Origin of the sequence: Clostridium sp. SM-530-WT-3G (genome assembly GCF_012843905.1) — a bacterium.
Classification (GTDB): Bacteria; Bacillota; Clostridia; order Clostridiales; family Clostridiaceae; genus Clostridium.
The window spans coordinates 70,611-87,967 of sequence record NZ_JABAGC010000008.1 but is presented as its reverse complement, the minus strand read 5'-3'; the positions used below and the strand labels follow the sequence as shown (position 1 = coordinate 87,967).

The window sequence follows — 17,357 nt, the reverse complement described above, 5'->3', positions numbered from 1 at the left end:
ATGGAGAGGGTTAAGAAGCAATATTTACTAGAAAAAAATATTTTACTTATAGTAGGTATAATATCAGTAAGTTTAGTACTTTTTTTTATAAAGTCGGGAAATATTAGATACAATAATAATTATATTAATGAAGTCGTAAAGTTAGATGAACAATGGTATATTACAGGGCAGGAAGATAGGATTATTAATTTGCCACTGAGTGTAAAACTAGAACAGAATGAAGCTATTAAAATTAGTAGAAAAATTGATAAAGAATTATTTAAAGAAAATAGTGGATTAAGTATTAGAGCAGATTATTGTGATATAAATGTTTATTTAGATAATGAAGTAATTTATACTTATGAGTCTTCTAAAGAAGGAATAGGGAAAAGTGATGGACGTGCATTATTTTTTGTGGATCTTGGAGATATAAGTAACATTAATTCACATGAACTTACAATTGAATATATTCCACAATTTAAAATAAAGTCATATAATATAAGAACTCCAGTTATAGGTGATAAAGGAAGTATAATAGTGAATTATTATTTCCATGGTATATTAAAAATATTTATATCTGCAATATTTATTTTAATGGGAATATTAATATCAATAATATATATATTTATTGTGAGAAAAATACTAGATGAAATACAAATTCTTAATATAGGATTTTTTTCTATTTTATGCGGTTGTTATTTAATGTGTCAGATTGAGTGGATTTATCTTATAATACCTAATCGAAAAATAATATATATTTGTGAATTTTTACTATTATCATTGATTGGAATGCCCTTACTTTTTATTATATACAGATGTGATGAAGTAAGAGTTAAAAAAATATATAGGTCATTAATAATTATTAATCTTGGAAATTTTATAGGACAGTTAATTATATATTGTTTAGGAAAAAGAGAGTTAAGAGCTATGCTTATTTATACTCATATTATTTTATTTTCATCAGGAATAATAGCAGTAATAACAATTGTTAAGTCTAAAAAAGAGAAAGTGCTAAAAAGATCTGTAATAGCTTTAGTTGCAGGAGGTATGGCAGAAACTATATTATATTATATAGAATGTTTTGAAGTTGGTCAATGTATAATAATAGGGGTTTTAATTTTTATAATACTTGAAACTACACATCAATTTAAGAAATGTAAAAGATTATATAATGAAATGCAAGAGAAAGCATTTTATCAGAATTTAGCATATGTAGATGTTCTTACAGGAACTTATAATCGAAATTCTTACGAAAATGATATTTCAATTATTGAAAAGAATAAGGATAATTATAAATCCATAGAAGTAGCTGTTATTGACCTTAATGGATTAAAGAATGTAAATGATACCTATGGTCATATAACTGGGGATAATATGATTAGAAAATTTGGAGAGATTTTGAGAACTACACTTAGCAAAAATAATAAAGCTTATAGGATTGGCGGAGATGAATTCATTATAATTTTTTTAGATAATACAAAAGAAAAACTAAGAAAAGAATTGAAGAAGATTGATGAAAAAGTCCAAGCGTATAATTTAAAATCAGAAATTTATATAAGTTACGCATTAGGTACATGTGAATATAATAATATTAGGCATGAAAAAATAACTGATACAATCTTAGAAGCTGACCAAAAAATGTACATTAACAAAACTGAAATTAAAGCAGGAGCAATTATAAGTTAGATAGGTAGATTATAAATTTTAAACATATAGTAATAATGCACCATTTTAGATTAATAATCTGAAATGGTGCTTATTATTTTTGTCAGTCAAGTCTTGATTTAGTATAATTTTTTATTATCTAGAAGATATTATTGTGGTAACAGAATGAAGACGTAGATAATTTATGAATGTTATAGTAATATTGTATATATTGATATAAACAAAATGTTAGGAGAATAGAGAATGGAATATATAAATGCACAAAAGACAGCAGAGGAAAATGGACTGTTTTTAAAAATAGCCACATCTGTTAGAAATTTTGACTCATATAATAGTTTTTATAATATTTATGGAGAAAGCGAAGAACCATGTAGAAGAATTGTAGTATTAACAAAGAATGAAATACTTGAAGAGGTTTATGAAGATAGTCCAGGGGAAGAACCTATAGCTGAATGTAGAATAGTAGATGGAAACATATGGCTTAAGGATTACACACTTTTAGATAATCCTAAAAATATTGATTTAAGCAGTCTTATGGTTCCAAAAGAATTAGTAGAAAGATTACTTAGAGAATAAAATAGATATTAAATTTAAAGAGCAGCTAAACTATAATTAAGCTGCTCTATTTTTGAGTTAATTTATTTATACATAACTAATCTATCTAACAAGGAAAGATTTATCTAATGTATTATTAATGTTAAAGGTGAAACATTACAGTATGGTGTCAAAACAATTAAGAAAATGTGAACAAAGTAAAGTTATTAAAAAATGATGCTTGGATAATGAATTATATATCATAAAAAGTAAAATGGTAAAATATATTCTTAAGATATAAAATTTATAGAGAAGCAGAATCTAATGAATTATATAAAATCTTCAAAATAGAAGGATATAATTCTAATATTGCATTATTTAAAGCTTTCAAATTGCATAAGTATGATTTTATTTCTTTACTTGAGAAGCAGGTGTTTGAATGAGTTGAATATTGTCGTGATAATACTTCCCACACTTCAAGTCCATCAAATGGATTAGCAGTACCTAAATACAATTTATTATCACATGTCTTATATAGAGTTCTTCCTCCATAATTATTCGGATTATATAATCCATTTAGTATGACAGGTTTAAATTTGCAGCCATCTTTAGATACATATATATCAAATCCTTCAGGATAATTGTATTTGCATATAAGATTTAGAATTTTTTTATAGCATTCTATTAAAGTATAATAATTTTTACAACCTATTTGTTTTATATAATTTTCCTTGTCGTATAAATATGCTTGCAGAATAGCTTTAATGTTTGTGGAACCATCATAAGTTGTAATAATTAGATTATTTTTATATTCTTGAATCTGCCATCCATAAACATTAAATAAGTTATTGAATCCAGAGTCATATCCAGATAAACTTTTATCACACCTTTTGCCAGTACTTGGACAGGAAGGAACTATGGGTTTTCCTCCAACAACTAAATCCCAGTTATCATTTTCATCAATTCGAATTAAATCAAATCCTAGAGGCATAAACAAAGCTAGTGGAAGTTTTTTTGTGAAAGCTGCATATAAATGATCATTAAATACACCTGTAGATAAAGTACTGAAATTAAGCTTATCTCCAAAAACTTTATTTCCTACCAATGTCCATTGATTTTTTAACCAATTAACTTCATCAGTGCTTTTATATAAATTAATATTTTCTCCAGATGAAGCAGCATATATAGCTGGTTTGTTGCTTACATGAGTAATCATTGCTCTAAATCCATATATTTTTTCATATGGCTTAGTTTTGAGCACTCTTTGCCATGGGCCAGAATTATCTTTTTTATATCTCCATATTTCAGCGCAGTTATCATTACCTGATACTAATGATGGAGGTAAGCTTATGGTGTTATTAGAATCTGAAAAACCAAAAGAAATTGCTGTAGTAGAGAACATATTACGTGCAGTTCCTACATAGATATAGTCACCAAGCTCTGTCATTGACCATGCATAGCTATTTTGTCTTGCATTACCTGGATGCTTGGTATCAAATCCATTAATCTTGGTAAGTTTTTTAAACTTAAATATTCGTTAAGTTCCCTTTTATTTCATTGATTAATACTTAATATATGTAATATTTTTATTTGAGGTGAGAAATTTTGAAGAAGAGCAATTTATTCTAAATATTACGATTTTATAAATTTATTTTTTTAAAGGCTGTTCATAAATAAAATAAATGGTAAAATATAAGTAGAACTTAAATGTGGTAAAAAGAATTATATGAGAAATAATAGTAAAAGTTTAGAAAATAATAGAAGCATATGGGCTAAATATATAAAGTTTATTATGATTAGATTAATATAATAAAATATTTAGATTGTTTATGATTTTTCTTTATATATTGACAAAAAACTGTTTTAATGTTACTCTAAATCATGTAGTTTTTAAAACTACATGATTTAGAAAAAGTAACTAGCTATTTGGCTATTATGAGTATAGATTTGTATTAGTAAATGAAATAAGGGAGTATAAAAATGATTAGAATAATATCAGATTCATCAACACTTTTAAGTATAGAAGAAGGAAAGAAAAAACATATAGATATTGCACCACTTTTGGTGACAATAAATGGTAAGACATATAGAGAAAATGAAGATATTACTACAAAAGAGTTTATAGATATAATTAACGAAGGACATCTTCCTATTTCATCGCAACCATCAGTTGGTGAAGTTCTTAATTTATATGAAAAATATCCAGATGATGAAATAATACATATTTCAATGGCAGATGGGCTTTCTGGAGCATATAATAGTGCGTGTATGGCTAAAAATATGTGTGAACATAGTGAAAATATTGAAGTAATAAATGCTAGAACGTTATGTATGCCTCATAGATATGCAGTAGAATGTGCTGCTAAAATGGTTGACATGGGAATGAGCAAAGATGAAATTATAAAAGAAGTAAATAACCTTATAGATACATCAAAATCATATCTTATACCAAAAGATTTCGATTATTTAGTAAGAGGTGGAAGATTATCACCATTAGTTGGACGTATAGCAGGTCTTATAAATCTTGTACCAGTTGTTACTTTATCTGAAGACAGCAAGAGATTAGATAAGTTCACAACAGCAAGAACAATGAAAAAAGCATTAAGTAAAATATGTGATGATTTAATTGAAGCTGGTGTTGATGAAAATCACAATATATTTATTACTCATGCATATTTAGATGAAGATACTTTAGATTTAATAAAGAAAACAATTAGTGAAAGAATACCAAATGCGTACATTGAAATAAACATACTAGGACCAGTATTTACAACACAAGGTGGTCCAGGATGCGTTACAATACAAACAATCAAAAAATGGGAAAAGTAGTATGTATTGTTAAAAATATAAACTTAATAATTAAGAATATAATAAAAGATAAAATCATTGAAATATATTAATGATTTTATCTTTTATTATTATGTCATAGTTTTATTATTTACTAAAACAGTTTCACTTTCTTTATATGATATTAACAAGCCAATAAAGCATGGTATTAATGCTATTAAAGAAGCCTGTACATCAAAAGTTTTACATGCAAAGAATGAAGCTACAACTCCAACATGATACCAAAGTAAAGAATTAGCAAAGTATTTTACTTTATCTAAATGAACTTTATCTCCACTACATATATATTCACCAATGCCAAGAGCGGTTTGACGAAAATTATTTGTAGAAAAAATAGTTGAACTATTATATCCATGACTTCCATGAAAGATGCTCCATTGAGTAGACATCATAAAGAAAAGAGGAAGAAGTCCTAAAAATGGATCAATATCTTTTGGTATTAGACTAAGTACTATACATCCAATCATGTTGATTATAATACTGTATCTCTGAAGATGCACATTTGTTTTATTAGAAAGAAAAACATATACTTCTATTCCCATGAAATAAACAATACAGCATAATAAATGTAGAAGAAAGCTTTTGAAATTATTTCCTAAAATAAATAAAACAATATAAATTAAATTTGATGTTTGTGCAGAGCCAAAATTACCACTTCTACTTAAAATAGCATATGCTCCTAAAAAACCACCTACCATACACATTATACTGTGTAAATAAAAACTTGATTTATCCTGACTGTCCATTAATAATCTCCAATCTTTTTATCAAATTACTTAATAAAGTAATATGAAATAAATACTAATTTACATTAAAATAATTATAGCACTTCTTTACATATGAAAAAAATTCATATTTTGCATTATAACCATAGATAAAATTTATACTTAAGTATAAAATAAGAGTATATTAACTATGATTATACGGAGGGAATATGCAAGTAAGTTTTGATTCATATAAGGTATTTTACATAACTGCAAAAAATAAGAGTATTACACAAGCAGCAAAGGAACTTTATGTAACGCAGCCTACAGTTACTCACTGCATACAAAAACTTGAGGAGGAACTAGGATGTGCTCTTTTTATAAGAGGAAAGAAAGGAGTAAAGTTAACTCCAGAAGGGAAAATATTATATAAACGTATATCTATTGCGTGTGAAGAAATATGGAAGGCAGAAAATGATATGAAAGCTTTAAAGGAGTTTAAAAAGGGAGAAATTCTACTTGGTGCAAGCGAAACAACATTGCACTATTTTTTGCTTCCCCATTTAAAAAAATATAAGAAAAAATATCCCAATATTCGAATGAAAATACATAATTCAACTACACAAAAAATGCTTGATTCAATACGTAATGATGAATTAGATTGTGGAATTTTAGTTTTTCCAGAAGAATATGATGATAATGAGGGTGTAGAGATAATGACGTTAGCTACATTTCAGGATATTGCAATAGTAGGAAATGAATATAAAGAATTAGCAGAGTCTAATATATCATTAAAGGACTTAGTATCTTATCCTATAATAAGTTTACAAGATACTACTATGACTAATTGGACTTTTAGAGAAATTTTTAAACAATATAATCTTGATTTAAATCCAGACATAGAACTAGCAACAACTGATTTAATTGTACCTACAGTATCTAATGATTTAGGAATTGGGTTTGTTCCTGAGTATTTTGCAGATGAAGCATTAAAAAGAAAAGAAGTATTTAAGTTAAATTTAATTGAGAAAATTCCAAGACGAAAGATATGTCTTGTATACAAATTAAATAAACCACAATCTAAAGCTGTAGAAGCCTTTATAGAAGGTATAAAAGAATCTGTTTAGTATCTAGTGTTAGTAATATTATTAGAAAATAAAAAAATATATACATACAAAAATTGAATATAGTTTAATAAAAAAAGCCTATAACTCATTTCAAGTAATGAATTATAAGCTTTTTTTATTTATATGGTTATTAACTATATTTAAATTAAAAATAAAAATCTATAATTAATGAAACTTTTTTACAATTAATGGTGTATTTTTATATTGTAGGCATTAGTATATTTATACATATAGAGAAAATATGGAGGAATGGGTGTGGATGAGGAAAGAAAACTAATTGAACTCTGCAAGCGATATGATAAGTATGCATTTATGGAATTATATAAAACATATGAAAAGTATCTGTATTCTTTATGTTTTAGTTATGTGCAGAATTCACAGGATTCACTTGACCTTGTGCAAGAGATTTATATAAAAATTTTTAATAATATAAATAAATTTGATACTAATAAATCATTTCGTTCATGGATAAGAAAAATAGCAGTTAATACATGCCTTAATTTTAAAAGAACTATAAAAAATAACACAATATCTATGAATGCATATATAAATGATGATGAAGAGATAGCTTTAGGTGACACTATTTCAAGTGATGAAGATGTTCTTCAGGATGTCATATGTACAGAAAATAAGATGCTTATTAAGAAGTATATTAAAGAAATACCTGAAGAATATAGAATTATAATCATATTAAGATATTATGAAGACTTATCTTACAATGAAATATCAGAAATTATCAATGTGCCTATTGGAACAGTAAAAACTAAAATTTACAGGGCAAAAGCATTATTAAGAAAAAAGTTGAAGAATATTATGGAGGTGGACTGAAAATGTGTAATTTTGATAAGGAACTTTTATATTCTTATGTTGATGAAACCATAGGAGAGTTAGAAAAGATATTTGTTGAAGAACATTTAAAATACTGCACCCGGTGCCAGAATGAATTAAGAGAAATACGAGATTTTGATAAAAAGCTAGAAGAGTTAAATTATGATGACATAGTTATTCCAAATAGATTATTTATAATATCAGAGCAGGTTGTTGAAAATTGTATATCTAAAATAGAAAATGAACAAGTAAGTATACAATATAGTAATTATAAAGAGGGATTAAAGGTTATGCTGGGAATAGCAAAAGAGGGATATAGACAGATATATGACAATCCATATGGTAAAAAGGTTGGAGAAAAATTAAATAAATATAGTAATTTAATAAAAAAACAAGCAAAGAAAGTTTGTAGAAAGAAATTATCTAAAACCAGAGTTGTTAATACTAAATTGATGAAAACATTAAAGGTGGTGTAATAAATGATTAGTCTAATATTACACATTATTGTAGTAGTAATCTGTATCATATTAATTTTATTATTAGGATTACTTGTTGTACCATTTGATTATAATTTTCAAGGTTATATTAATAACAATATATATGGAATAGCAGATGTAAGATGTTTTTTTGGATTAATTAAATTTATTGTTCATAAAGAAAAAGAAGAGCCTTGTATTAAAATGAGATTTAGTATTTGCGGATTAGGATTCCCAATTAATAAAAATAGAAAAAATAATATTAAGAATAAAGATAAAAAGAAAAAAGTTAAAAAAAATTCTAATAGGAAAATGAAAATTACAAAGAAATTAATATGTACTTGTTATGAGTATTTGAAGGATATAATTAATATAGTTAAGCCTAAACATATTAATATTTCAGGAACATATGGATTTGATAATCCATTTATAACTGGAATTGTATGTGGAGTAATAAGTATAATAAATTCAGTTATACCAAATAGTGCTGTTAATATTAAGCCAGAATTTAAAGATGAAGTGTATGATATTAAAATTAATGGTTATGGCAAAGTGGTAGGATTTATAGTTTTAAGTAGAACATTAAGATTTATCATAGATAAAGAAGTAAGAAAAAATATTTTTTCAAAAAAACAAAAAGATGTGAAACCTTTAAAAGCTTAAATGTGTATTAAATAGTGTAAAGTGTATTGATCAATATATTTAGAAAATATATAAGAAAGTTTTTTGGAGGATTTATTATGGAAAATAACTTTAATAAAAACATAGAATCAATTTTTAGTAGTTTGGAGAAATTTATAAAAACTAAAACTGTAATTGGTGAACCAATAGTAGTTGGTGAGGTAACATTAATACCAATTATAAGCGTTATGTTTGGATGTGGATCAGGTAGTGGTAATGGTACTGACAATAAAGGAATGAATGGAACAGGAAATGGTGGTGGAGGTGGAGCAAAGATTTCACCTAATGGTATTGTAGTCATTAAAAATGGTGAGGTAAGCATGCTTCCAGTAAAGAGCCAAAATGGTCTTGAAGCATTAGTAGCAATGGTTCCTGAAATAGTAACTAAACTTGATTTAAAGAAAGATAAAAATGATATAGAGGAAGATAAAGAGAACAATTAAAATTGTATTTTAATATCTTAATAATACAAGTCCTAATTTTTATACATAAAATTAGGGCTTTCTTATAATAAACCTAATAATTTTCAGTACAAGCTCAAAATTATTAGGTTTATTATAGTTAAAATATTTAATAACTAAATATTATTTTGGTAAAAAAGCCTTAAATGAGTCTATCAGTACTGTTACGTCTTTTGGAACAATCATATTATTATCTGAAATACATTGTTCAACACTGCTTATGAAAGGATTAATTAAAGATTTGAAGTTTTTATGATCTTCTTCAATTTTTTCAGCATATTCCATTAATATATTGATTAATGGTTGGTGCTTTGCAGGGTCTAATTTTGTAATTGTAAATTTTATGTCTGATACTAGTGTTAATAATTCTTGAGATTTAGCATTCATTATTACATACCTCCTTAAAGAAAAATTTTATTATTCAAATATATATTCTGAAAATTAAAGTTAAAATGCTATATTTATAGTTTATTTATATAACTTTCAATTTAAAATAACAAATATATATATTGAAATTATGGGTATTATTGCATAAAACATTGTTATCAATTTAAAGAAAAAGTTAATATAAACATGTTAAAGATATCAAATCAGCATAAGTGTATTGAAAATATTTAATTAATATTATGATAAAAGCTTAAAATATGGTGAAATAAAAATATGATAAAATAGTATTAAAATATAGATTAAGAATTTAAAAGACAAAGGAAGAATAAAAATGAATGTTGCAGTTACTACTACGAGAGAAAAAGATGAAGATTTAAAACTTAAAGCTGAAAAAATATCTAAAGATTTAAATATATCATATATAAAAAGAAATAATTTAAGTATTAATAAAACTATAAAACAAGAAAATTTAGATTATTTGTTAGTAGTTGAAAAAGATAAACTTGTAATAAGAGGAGAAGATACAGAAGTATTCTGGCACCCTAATATGACTGAACTTAAGATAAAATCAATAAAGCAAGGTAATAAGGAAAGTATGATAGAAGCTACAGAATTAAAGGAAGGGGATAGTATCTTAGATTGTACATTAGGGTTTGCAGGAGATTCTATAATATTTGCAAGTGTTGTAGGAGAAAAAGGTACTGTTGTAGGAACAGAAGTAAATAAATATATCGCTTACTTAGCACAAGATGGTTTAAAAAACTATAATGAAGTAAATGATGAAACTAAAAAGTATATGAATAGTATAAAAGTAATAAATACTTCTTATAAAAACTATCTTTCAAAACAGCCTGATAATAGTTTTGATGTAGTGTATTTTGATCCTATGTTTAAAGAACCTAATAAAAAATCATCATCAATTAATGCTTTTAGAAGTTTTACAGAACACGAAGGATTATCTAAAGAAGATATAAAAGAAGCATTAAGAGTATGTAGAAGAAGAATTGTAATTAAAGAGAGATACGGACTTAATAATTTAAAAGAACTAGGAGTTCAAAGATATTATGGAGGAACAAGAAGAGGTTCTATAGCTTATGGAGTTATAGAAAAGAGTATCAGCTAATAAAGTAAATAAACTATAGAATAGTCACCTTTTATTGATTATTCTATAGTTTATTTGTTATTTAAAAATACTTATGTTGTATTGTTAATGGTTATAAATATAATCATATAGTTGAAAAGCCATTTTTAATTTATAAGAATAGGAATTTAAATCTATATCCAAAAGTTTTTCAATATGTTTTTTCCAGATTGTATAAGTTCTTTTAATGCAAAATTATATTTGTAATCTTTAAATTCATATACAAATGGAATAGATATTACTAAAAAGTTTTCCTTTAGTTTGAATGAACTATTTTTAAGTCTGTTTTTTATATATTCTATATCATTAAAGTTATTAGAAAGCAAATCAATAAGATAATATTCATCACATAAGCCAGAATTTGAAATGAAAACATGTTCTTTTTCTGAAAATGCTGCAACAACTTTTGATAGGGTGCTGACAAGTTCTAAATCAGAAACGTTTAGCTTTTTATTTGTTTCTTGTACATGTATATATGATGTAGTTATTCCGTTGACTTTAACTGAAGAAAAAATCATATTGCCATTATCGTAGTGAAAAAAAGGTTGTGATGAACTATAAATATTATCATTCTGAAATATTATTAAAAGAAGCTTTACTTGCATGTAGAGATCAAGGTGCAGATGTAAAAATGATTAATCTTAGAGATTATCATATTGAAGAATGTAGTGGATGTACAGCATGCACTCATGGAATGACTCAAGGTAAAAATGTAGGATGTACATTAAGTAGTAAAGATGATAAACAAGCTATAATGGACGTTATGTTAAATGTAGATGCTGTTATTATTTCAGCACCAACATATGATTTAATGCCAACAGCGACATTTACAAAATTCATGCATAGAAATCTAGCATATGAATCAGCATTCTTAGAATCTATAGGTGCTGTTGAACATAGAGATAGAGTAGCTGGGCTTATTGCAGTAGGGGGATCTACTCGTTCATGGCAATCTATGGCTCTTGAAAGTATGCAAGCTACTTGCTTTACAAATGACTTTAAGGTTATATATATGTATTTAGCAGAAAGAGTTCCAGCGCCAAAGCAATGCTTATTACATGATGATATGATTGAAAGAGCATATAAAATGGGTGAAAACATAATGAAATCTTTAAATACACCTGTAGAAAAAAGAGAATGGCTTGGAGATCCAGATATGGGATGGTGTCCAAACTGTCACTCAAATGCTTTAATATTAGGAGAACCTCAATGGGATGGGCTACATTTCCCTGTTGAATGTCAAGTATGTGGAGCAGGTGGAAACTTAGAACAAACTGAAGATGGAAAATGGAAATTTGTAATTCAAGAAGATGGATTATGCCGTGACCGTACTGATGTTAAGGGAAGAGAGCATCATTGTGATGAAATAGCTCATACTCAAGGTGGATTCTATACAGAAGAAAATCTTGCAACTGTTAAAGAAAAATTTGAAAAATATAAGAATTTAACATTCCCAACAATTGAAATAGAAAAATAATAGTAATATTTAAATAAATATGCTAAAGGATAGTGAATTAATAAAATTTAATTTATTATCCTTTTTATTTTATTATCTAATAGAATAATTAGTTTATCTCAAATATATTTAAGAAAAAAGACTTTTGGTGATATGTATTTTATTTAGTAAACTTTAGATTTATTGTTTACATATTAATTTTATAGTGGTATAATTCTAATCCCTACTATTATAAGTTAATAGTACTATAGTAGATTTATAAAAGGATTGGTGATTAAGAGATGATAGATGCAAAATTATTAATAGAAAAGGCTTTTGAAGCACAAAAATTCAGTTATGCTCCTTACTCTAACTTTAATGTTGGTGCAGCACTTCTTTGTGCAGATGGAACTATATATGAGGGTTGTAATATTGAAAATGCAGCATTTACCCCAACAAATTGTGCAGAAAGAACAGCTTTTTTTAAAGCAGTATCTGAGGGAAAGAAAGATTTTGTGGCAATAGCTATTGTAGGAAATAAGAATGGAATTAAAGAAGGTGAAGGAGAATATTGTGCACCTTGTGGAGTTTGTAGACAAGTTATGTCAGAATTCTGTGATCACAAAACATTTAAAATCTTTTTAGGAAAGAGCAAGGATGATTATTTAGAATATACTTTAGAAGAACTTCTTCCTTTAGGTTTTACAGGAAAAGATTTAGAATAGAAAAAATAAAGAGATTATTATAAATATAATGAAAATTACTTGTAAAAAATGAAAAATAGTTTTATACTATGTATACATAATATTAAAATGGCGTTAAGATAAAAGCTACGATTTATTAATATCTTCAGAGAGTCGATGGGTGGTGTGAATCGATGATTATTATAAGTCTTTCCACTTTTAGAGCTGCTGGCGATGAGTCAGAAGGGTTATGCCCTTTATAGCATATTAAGAGGTCGGTACTATAATACTAAAATATTATTTAGTTAATAATACTTAGTTGAATTTATTTCTGAAATTCAACTAAGTATATATTGATATTCTATATTAAAGATAATTTAATTATATTTTATATTTATTTTTATATTACTGGCAATTTAGGTGGCAACGCGGATTTATTCGTCCTATTTGGTCTTTTATAAGGCTTTAATAGTGACGAATTTTTTTATACACATTTATATTATGATAGATAATAATTTAAACTTTTTGGAGGTAATCATGTTAGATTTAAAATTCGTTAGAGAAAATCCAGATCTAGTAAAAGAAAATATTAAAAAGAAATTCCAAGATCATAAACTTCCACTTGTTGATGAAGTAATTGAACTTGATAAGAAAGCAAGAAAAGCTCAAACTGATGCTGATGCATTAAGATCAAATAGAAAGACTATTTCTAAACAAATTGGTGCATTAATGGCTCAAGGAAAAAGAGATGAAGCTGAAGCTTTAAAAGAACAAGTTAATAAAGATGCTGAAACTCTAGCAGCTTTAGAAGCAGAAGAAAGCAAACTTCAAGAAGAAGTTAAAGAAAGAATGATGAAGATTCCAAACATTATTGATCCATCAGTTCCAATAGGTAAAGATGATAGCGAAAATGTTGAAATTGAAAAATTCGGTGAACCAGTAGTTCCAGATTTCGAAATACCATATCATACAGATATTATGGAAAGATTAAACGGAATTGATCTTGATAGTGCTAGAAAGGTAGCAGGAAGTGGATTCTACTACTTAATGGGAGATATTGCAAGACTTCAATCAGCAGTAATTTCATATGCTAGAGACTTTATGATAGACAGAGGATTTACATATGTTATCCCTCCATTTATGATAAGAAGCAGCGTTGTTACAGGCGTTATGAGCTTTGAAGAAATGGGAGAAATGATGTATAAAATCGAAGGTGAAGATTTATACTTAATAGGAACAAGTGAACACTCAATGATAGGTAAATTCATAGATACTATAGTTGATGAAAAAACTTTACCACAAACATTAACAAGTTACTCACCATGTTTCAGAAAAGAAAAAGGTTCTCACGGAATTGAAGAAAGAGGAGTTTACAGAATACACCAATTCGAAAAACAAGAAATGATTGTTGTATGTAAACCAGAAGAAAGTAAAGAATGGTTCGATAAATTATGGAAGAATACAGTTGATTTATTTAGATCATTAGATATTCCAGTAAGAACTCTTGAATGTTGTTCAGGTGATTTAGCTGACCTTAAGGTTAAATCTCTTGACGTTGAAGCTTGGTCTCCAAGACAAAAGAAATACTTCGAAGTAGGAAGCTGCTCAAATCTTTCAGATGCTCAAGCTAGAAGATTAAAGATTAGAGTAAATGGAGAAGATGGAAAGAAATATTTCCCTCATACATTAAACAACACAGTTGTTGCTCCACCAAGAATGCTTATAGCTTTCCTTGAAAATAACTTAAATGAAGATGGAAGCATCAATATTCCAGAAGCATTAAGACCATACATGGGTGGAAAGAGTGTAATAAAATAGTCTCTATTTTTGAAGACTCTAATAAATTTAATATTTATTATTAAGATAATGCATTTAAACTGCAGTAGTTTCAAAAATTAATTTGAAATTGCTGCAGTTTTTGTAACAGAATAGTTTGAGTGTTTACATAAATTTAACTAAATAAATTATAAGAAAAAGTTGCAATTTTAAATTTATAGGTTTAATATATAGACATGAAGTGAAGCAATAATAAAACACTTTTTGATATTTAATTAAGAATTAAATATAAATAAGCATAGAAAGGGAAAAGTATTATAGAATACAGTTTTCAGAGAGAAAATGTTATAAGCTGAAAGCATTTTTAAATATGCCTATAAGAAAAACTACCCTGGAGCTATGACTGATTAACTTTGTGATTAATTATTTTCTATAAATTAATCATTTTATACAAAGTAAAAGTGAAATGTCATCGGCGAAAGCCGTTAAAAATAGAGAGATGAATTAAATTTTTAATTTAATTTGGGTGGAACCACGGAAGTAAAGCATTCGTCCCAAGAGATTGGGATGGATGCTTTTTTTTCTATCACTATGGACTATTAGTCTTTAATTCTTAATTAAATATTTGTTGTAATTATATTAATTTATGAAAATTTATAAAAACTAAAACAAGCTGGAATAGCTTAATTAGAGAGGAAGATTTAAATGAGTATTAATGTAAAACTTAAAGATGGATCTATAAAATCAATAAAAGATAATTCATCAGTTCATGATTTAGCTGAATCTATAAGCAGAAATTTAGGAAAGAAAGCAATAGTAGGAGAAGTAAATGGAAAGCTTGTTGATCTATCACATAAATTAAATGAAGGTGATGAAGTAAATATTTTAACTTTAGAAGATGAAAAAGCATTAGAAGTTATGAGACATTCTCTTGCTCACATAATGGCCCAAGCAGTTCAAAGAATTTACCCAGATGCAAAATTAGCAATAGGCCCACATATAGAGAATGGATTCTATTATGATTTTGATTTAGAAACTCCATTAACTACAGAAGATCTTAGCAAGATTGAAAAGGAAATGGATAAAATAATAGCTGAAAACTTAGAATTTGAAAGAAGAGACCTTTCAAGAGAAGAAGCTCTTAAATTAATGGAAGAAAGAGGAGAAAAATATAAAATAGAATTAATTAATGATCTTCCAGAAGGTGAAAGAATTTCTTTATATGTTCAAGGAGATTATGTTGATTTATGTAGAGGACCACATATACCTTCAACAAAATATGCAAGAGCATTTAAACTTACTTCAGTAGCAGGTGCATACTGGAGAGGAAACGAAAAGAATAAAATGCTACAAAGAATATATGCAGTAGCATTTAAAGATAAGGATGTATTAGCTACTTATCTTCATAACATGGAAGAAGCTAAGAAAAGAGACCACAGAAAATTAGGTAAGGAATTGAAATTATTCACTATATTACCTGAAGGGCCAGGATTCCCATTCATGCTTCCAAATGGCGTTGTTCTTAAAAATAACTTAATTGATTTCTGGAGAAAGCTTCATAGAGAAGCAGGCTATGTTGAAGTAGAAACACCAATTATGCTTAACAAACATCTTTGGGAAACTTCAGGACATTGGGATCACTACAAAGAAAACATGTATACATCAATGATAGATGATGAAGAATTTGCTTTAAAACCAATGAACTGTCCAGGTGGAATGCTTGTATATAAAACTGAAATCCACTCATACAGAGATTTCCCAATGAGAGTAGGGGAATTAGGAAGAGTTCATAGACACGAACTTTCAGGTGCACTTCATGGACTTTTCAGAGTAAGAGCATTTACTCAAGATGATGCACATATATTCATGCTTCCAGAACAAGTTAAATCTGAAATCAAGGGTGTAGTAGAACTTATTGACAAGGTATATTCTAAATTTGGATTTAAATATCATGTAGAGCTTTCTACAAGACCAGAAGATTCAATGGGAACTGATGAAGAATGGAGTATGGCTGAAGAGTCATTAAGAGGAGCCCTTGAAGAATTAGGATTACACTATGTTGTAAATGAAGGGGATGGAGCATTCTATGGACCTAAGATAGACTTCCATCTTGAAGATAGTATAGGAAGAACATGGCAATGTGGTACTATACAATTAGATTTCCAATTACCACAAAGATTTGAACTTGAATATATCGGTAAAGATGGTGAAAAACATAGACCAATAGTTATCCACAGAGTTATTTTCGGAAGTATAGAAAGATTTATAGGAATACTTATAGAACACTTTGCAGGTAAATTCCCAACATGGTTAGCACCAGTTCAAGTTAAGATATTGCCTATTTCTGATAAGTTTGCAGATTATGCAGAAAAAGTTAAGGAAGAATTAGAACAACAAGATATAAGAGTAGAAATTGACCATAGAAGCGAAAAGATTGGTTATAAGATAAGAGAAGCTAGAAATGAAAGAGTTCCTTACATGCTTATAATAGGTGAAAAAGAAGAAAATGATAAGACTGTTGCTTTAAGAAGTAGAGAAAATGGTGATGAAGGAAGCACTACAGTTAAAGAATTAGTAGATAGAATTTCTAAAGAAGTAGCTAATAAAGATATGTAAGCTGTATAATAACAGAG

17 protein-coding genes are annotated in these 17,357 nt (G+C 27.1%); 13 read left to right on the top strand and 4 right to left on the bottom strand.

Going from position 1 to position 17,357, the window contains the following annotated elements:
* Entirely contained in the window at window positions 1–1,665 is a 1,665-nt protein-coding gene (locus HF850_RS05270) for a GGDEF domain-containing protein (RefSeq protein ID WP_169104427.1), read from the top strand.
* Window positions 1,666–1,887: 222 nt separating this feature from the next.
* Window positions 1,888–2,220, top strand: coding sequence for a hypothetical protein (locus tag HF850_RS05265; RefSeq protein WP_169104426.1), 333 nt, complete (start codon window positions 1,888–1,890; stop codon window positions 2,218–2,220).
* Between the two features lie 262 nt (window positions 2,221–2,482).
* On the opposite strand, the gene HF850_RS05260 is transcribed toward HF850_RS05265, so the two are convergent.
* On the bottom strand, window positions 2,483–3,625 hold the full coding sequence (locus tag HF850_RS05260; RefSeq protein ID WP_169104425.1) for a hypothetical protein: 1,143 nt from the start codon (window positions 3,623–3,625) through the stop codon (window positions 2,483–2,485).
* 533 nt (window positions 3,626–4,158) lie between these two features.
* Between HF850_RS05260 and HF850_RS05255 the strand changes: the two genes are divergently transcribed.
* Entirely contained in the window at window positions 4,159–5,007 is an 849-nt protein-coding gene (locus tag HF850_RS05255) for a DegV family protein (RefSeq protein ID WP_169104424.1), read from the top strand.
* 89 nt (window positions 5,008–5,096) lie between these two features.
* Here the strand turns inward: HF850_RS05255 and HF850_RS05250 are convergent, their stop codons facing one another.
* Window positions 5,097–5,771 carry a YoaK family protein gene (locus HF850_RS05250; protein WP_169104423.1) on the bottom strand — a complete coding sequence of 225 codons (675 nt, stop codon included), beginning with the start codon at window positions 5,769–5,771 and terminating at the stop codon, window positions 5,097–5,099.
* A gap of 188 nt (window positions 5,772–5,959) precedes the next feature.
* Here HF850_RS05250 and HF850_RS05245 point away from each other — a divergent pair, with 188 nt between their 5' ends.
* The 5 genes from HF850_RS05245 (at window position 5,960) to HF850_RS05225 (ending at window position 9,284) form a co-directional block, all read left to right on the top strand.
* A complete protein-coding gene (locus HF850_RS05245; protein ID WP_169104422.1) occupies window positions 5,960–6,856 on the top strand; it encodes a LysR family transcriptional regulator in 897 nt (298 codons plus the stop codon).
* Between the two features lie 249 nt (window positions 6,857–7,105).
* A complete protein-coding gene (locus HF850_RS05240) occupies window positions 7,106–7,684 on the top strand; it encodes an RNA polymerase sigma factor (protein WP_169104421.1) in 579 nt (192 codons plus the stop codon).
* 2 nt (window positions 7,685–7,686) lie between these two features.
* On the top strand, window positions 7,687–8,160 hold the full coding sequence (locus HF850_RS05235) for a zf-HC2 domain-containing protein (protein WP_169104420.1): 474 nt from the start codon (window positions 7,687–7,689) through the stop codon (window positions 8,158–8,160).
* A 3-nt stretch (window positions 8,161–8,163) separates the two neighbouring features.
* Complete coding sequence (locus tag HF850_RS05230) at window positions 8,164–8,823, top strand: DUF2953 domain-containing protein (protein ID WP_169104419.1); 660 nt, start codon at window positions 8,164–8,166, stop codon at window positions 8,821–8,823.
* 77 nt (window positions 8,824–8,900) lie between these two features.
* Complete coding sequence (locus tag HF850_RS05225; protein WP_169104418.1) at window positions 8,901–9,284, top strand: spore germination protein GerW family protein; 384 nt, start codon at window positions 8,901–8,903, stop codon at window positions 9,282–9,284.
* Between the two features lie 141 nt (window positions 9,285–9,425).
* On the opposite strand, the gene HF850_RS05220 is transcribed toward HF850_RS05225, so the two are convergent.
* Window positions 9,426–9,689, bottom strand: coding sequence for a hypothetical protein (locus HF850_RS05220; protein ID WP_169104417.1), 264 nt, complete (start codon window positions 9,687–9,689; stop codon window positions 9,426–9,428).
* A 331-nt stretch (window positions 9,690–10,020) separates the two neighbouring features.
* Between HF850_RS05220 and HF850_RS05215 the strand changes: the two genes are divergently transcribed.
* On the top strand, window positions 10,021–10,812 hold the full coding sequence (locus tag HF850_RS05215) for a class I SAM-dependent methyltransferase (RefSeq protein WP_169104416.1): 792 nt from the start codon (window positions 10,021–10,023) through the stop codon (window positions 10,810–10,812).
* A gap of 152 nt (window positions 10,813–10,964) precedes the next feature.
* On the opposite strand, the gene HF850_RS05210 is transcribed toward HF850_RS05215, so the two are convergent.
* Window positions 10,965–11,348, bottom strand: coding sequence for a hypothetical protein (locus HF850_RS05210; RefSeq protein WP_169104415.1), 384 nt, complete (start codon window positions 11,346–11,348; stop codon window positions 10,965–10,967).
* A gap of 32 nt (window positions 11,349–11,380) precedes the next feature.
* Between HF850_RS05210 and HF850_RS05205 the strand changes: the two genes are divergently transcribed.
* The 4 genes from HF850_RS05205 to thrS all read left to right on the top strand — a co-directional run bounded on the left by HF850_RS05205 (window position 11,381) and on the right by thrS (window position 17,340).
* Window positions 11,381–12,307 carry a flavodoxin family protein gene (locus HF850_RS05205; RefSeq protein ID WP_169104414.1) on the top strand — a complete coding sequence of 309 codons (927 nt, stop codon included), beginning with the start codon at window positions 11,381–11,383 and terminating at the stop codon, window positions 12,305–12,307.
* Window positions 12,308–12,567: 260 nt separating this feature from the next.
* Window positions 12,568–12,990 (top strand): cytidine deaminase, encoded by a 423-nt coding sequence (locus HF850_RS05200; RefSeq protein ID WP_169104413.1) that lies wholly within the window; start codon window positions 12,568–12,570, stop codon window positions 12,988–12,990.
* 495 nt (window positions 12,991–13,485) lie between these two features.
* Window positions 13,486–14,766, top strand: coding sequence for a serine--tRNA ligase (gene serS, locus HF850_RS05195; RefSeq protein ID WP_169104412.1), 1,281 nt, complete (start codon window positions 13,486–13,488; stop codon window positions 14,764–14,766).
* 663 nt (window positions 14,767–15,429) lie between these two features.
* On the top strand, window positions 15,430–17,340 hold the full coding sequence (gene thrS / locus HF850_RS05190; protein ID WP_169104411.1) for a threonine--tRNA ligase: 1,911 nt from the start codon (window positions 15,430–15,432) through the stop codon (window positions 17,338–17,340).
* Window positions 17,341–17,357: the final 17 nt, after the last annotated feature.

What these genes read in the sequence shown, in the direction of transcription:
- HF850_RS05270 (WP_169104427.1), top strand. Translation starts at nt 1, where the DNA reads ATGGAGAGGGTTAAGAAGCAATATTTACTAGAAAAAAATATTTTACTT.
- HF850_RS05265 (WP_169104426.1), top strand. Translation starts at nt 1,888, where the DNA reads ATGGAATATATAAATGCACAAAAGACAGCAGAGGAAAATGGACTGTTT.
- HF850_RS05260 (WP_169104425.1), bottom strand. Translation starts at nt 3,625, where the DNA reads ATGACAGAGCTTGGTGACTATATCTATGTAGGAACTGCACGTAATATG.
- HF850_RS05255 (WP_169104424.1), top strand. Translation starts at nt 4,159, where the DNA reads ATGATTAGAATAATATCAGATTCATCAACACTTTTAAGTATAGAAGAA.
- HF850_RS05250 (WP_169104423.1), bottom strand. Translation starts at nt 5,771, where the DNA reads ATGGACAGTCAGGATAAATCAAGTTTTTATTTACACAGTATAATGTGT.
- HF850_RS05245 (WP_169104422.1), top strand. Translation starts at nt 5,960, where the DNA reads ATGCAAGTAAGTTTTGATTCATATAAGGTATTTTACATAACTGCAAAA.
- HF850_RS05240 (WP_169104421.1), top strand. Translation starts at nt 7,106, where the DNA reads ATGGGTGTGGATGAGGAAAGAAAACTAATTGAACTCTGCAAGCGATAT.
- HF850_RS05235 (WP_169104420.1), top strand. Translation starts at nt 7,687, where the DNA reads ATGTGTAATTTTGATAAGGAACTTTTATATTCTTATGTTGATGAAACC.
- HF850_RS05230 (WP_169104419.1), top strand. Translation starts at nt 8,164, where the DNA reads ATGATTAGTCTAATATTACACATTATTGTAGTAGTAATCTGTATCATA.
- HF850_RS05225 (WP_169104418.1), top strand. Translation starts at nt 8,901, where the DNA reads ATGGAAAATAACTTTAATAAAAACATAGAATCAATTTTTAGTAGTTTG.
- HF850_RS05220 (WP_169104417.1), bottom strand. Translation starts at nt 9,689, where the DNA reads ATGAATGCTAAATCTCAAGAATTATTAACACTAGTATCAGACATAAAA.
- HF850_RS05215 (WP_169104416.1), top strand. Translation starts at nt 10,021, where the DNA reads ATGAATGTTGCAGTTACTACTACGAGAGAAAAAGATGAAGATTTAAAA.
- HF850_RS05210 (WP_169104415.1), bottom strand. Translation starts at nt 11,348, where the DNA reads ATGATTTTTTCTTCAGTTAAAGTCAACGGAATAACTACATCATATATA.
- HF850_RS05205 (WP_169104414.1), top strand. Translation starts at nt 11,381, where the DNA reads ATGAACTATAAATATTATCATTCTGAAATATTATTAAAAGAAGCTTTA.
- HF850_RS05200 (WP_169104413.1), top strand. Translation starts at nt 12,568, where the DNA reads ATGATAGATGCAAAATTATTAATAGAAAAGGCTTTTGAAGCACAAAAA.
- serS (WP_169104412.1), top strand. Translation starts at nt 13,486, where the DNA reads ATGTTAGATTTAAAATTCGTTAGAGAAAATCCAGATCTAGTAAAAGAA.
- thrS (WP_169104411.1), top strand. Translation starts at nt 15,430, where the DNA reads ATGAGTATTAATGTAAAACTTAAAGATGGATCTATAAAATCAATAAAA.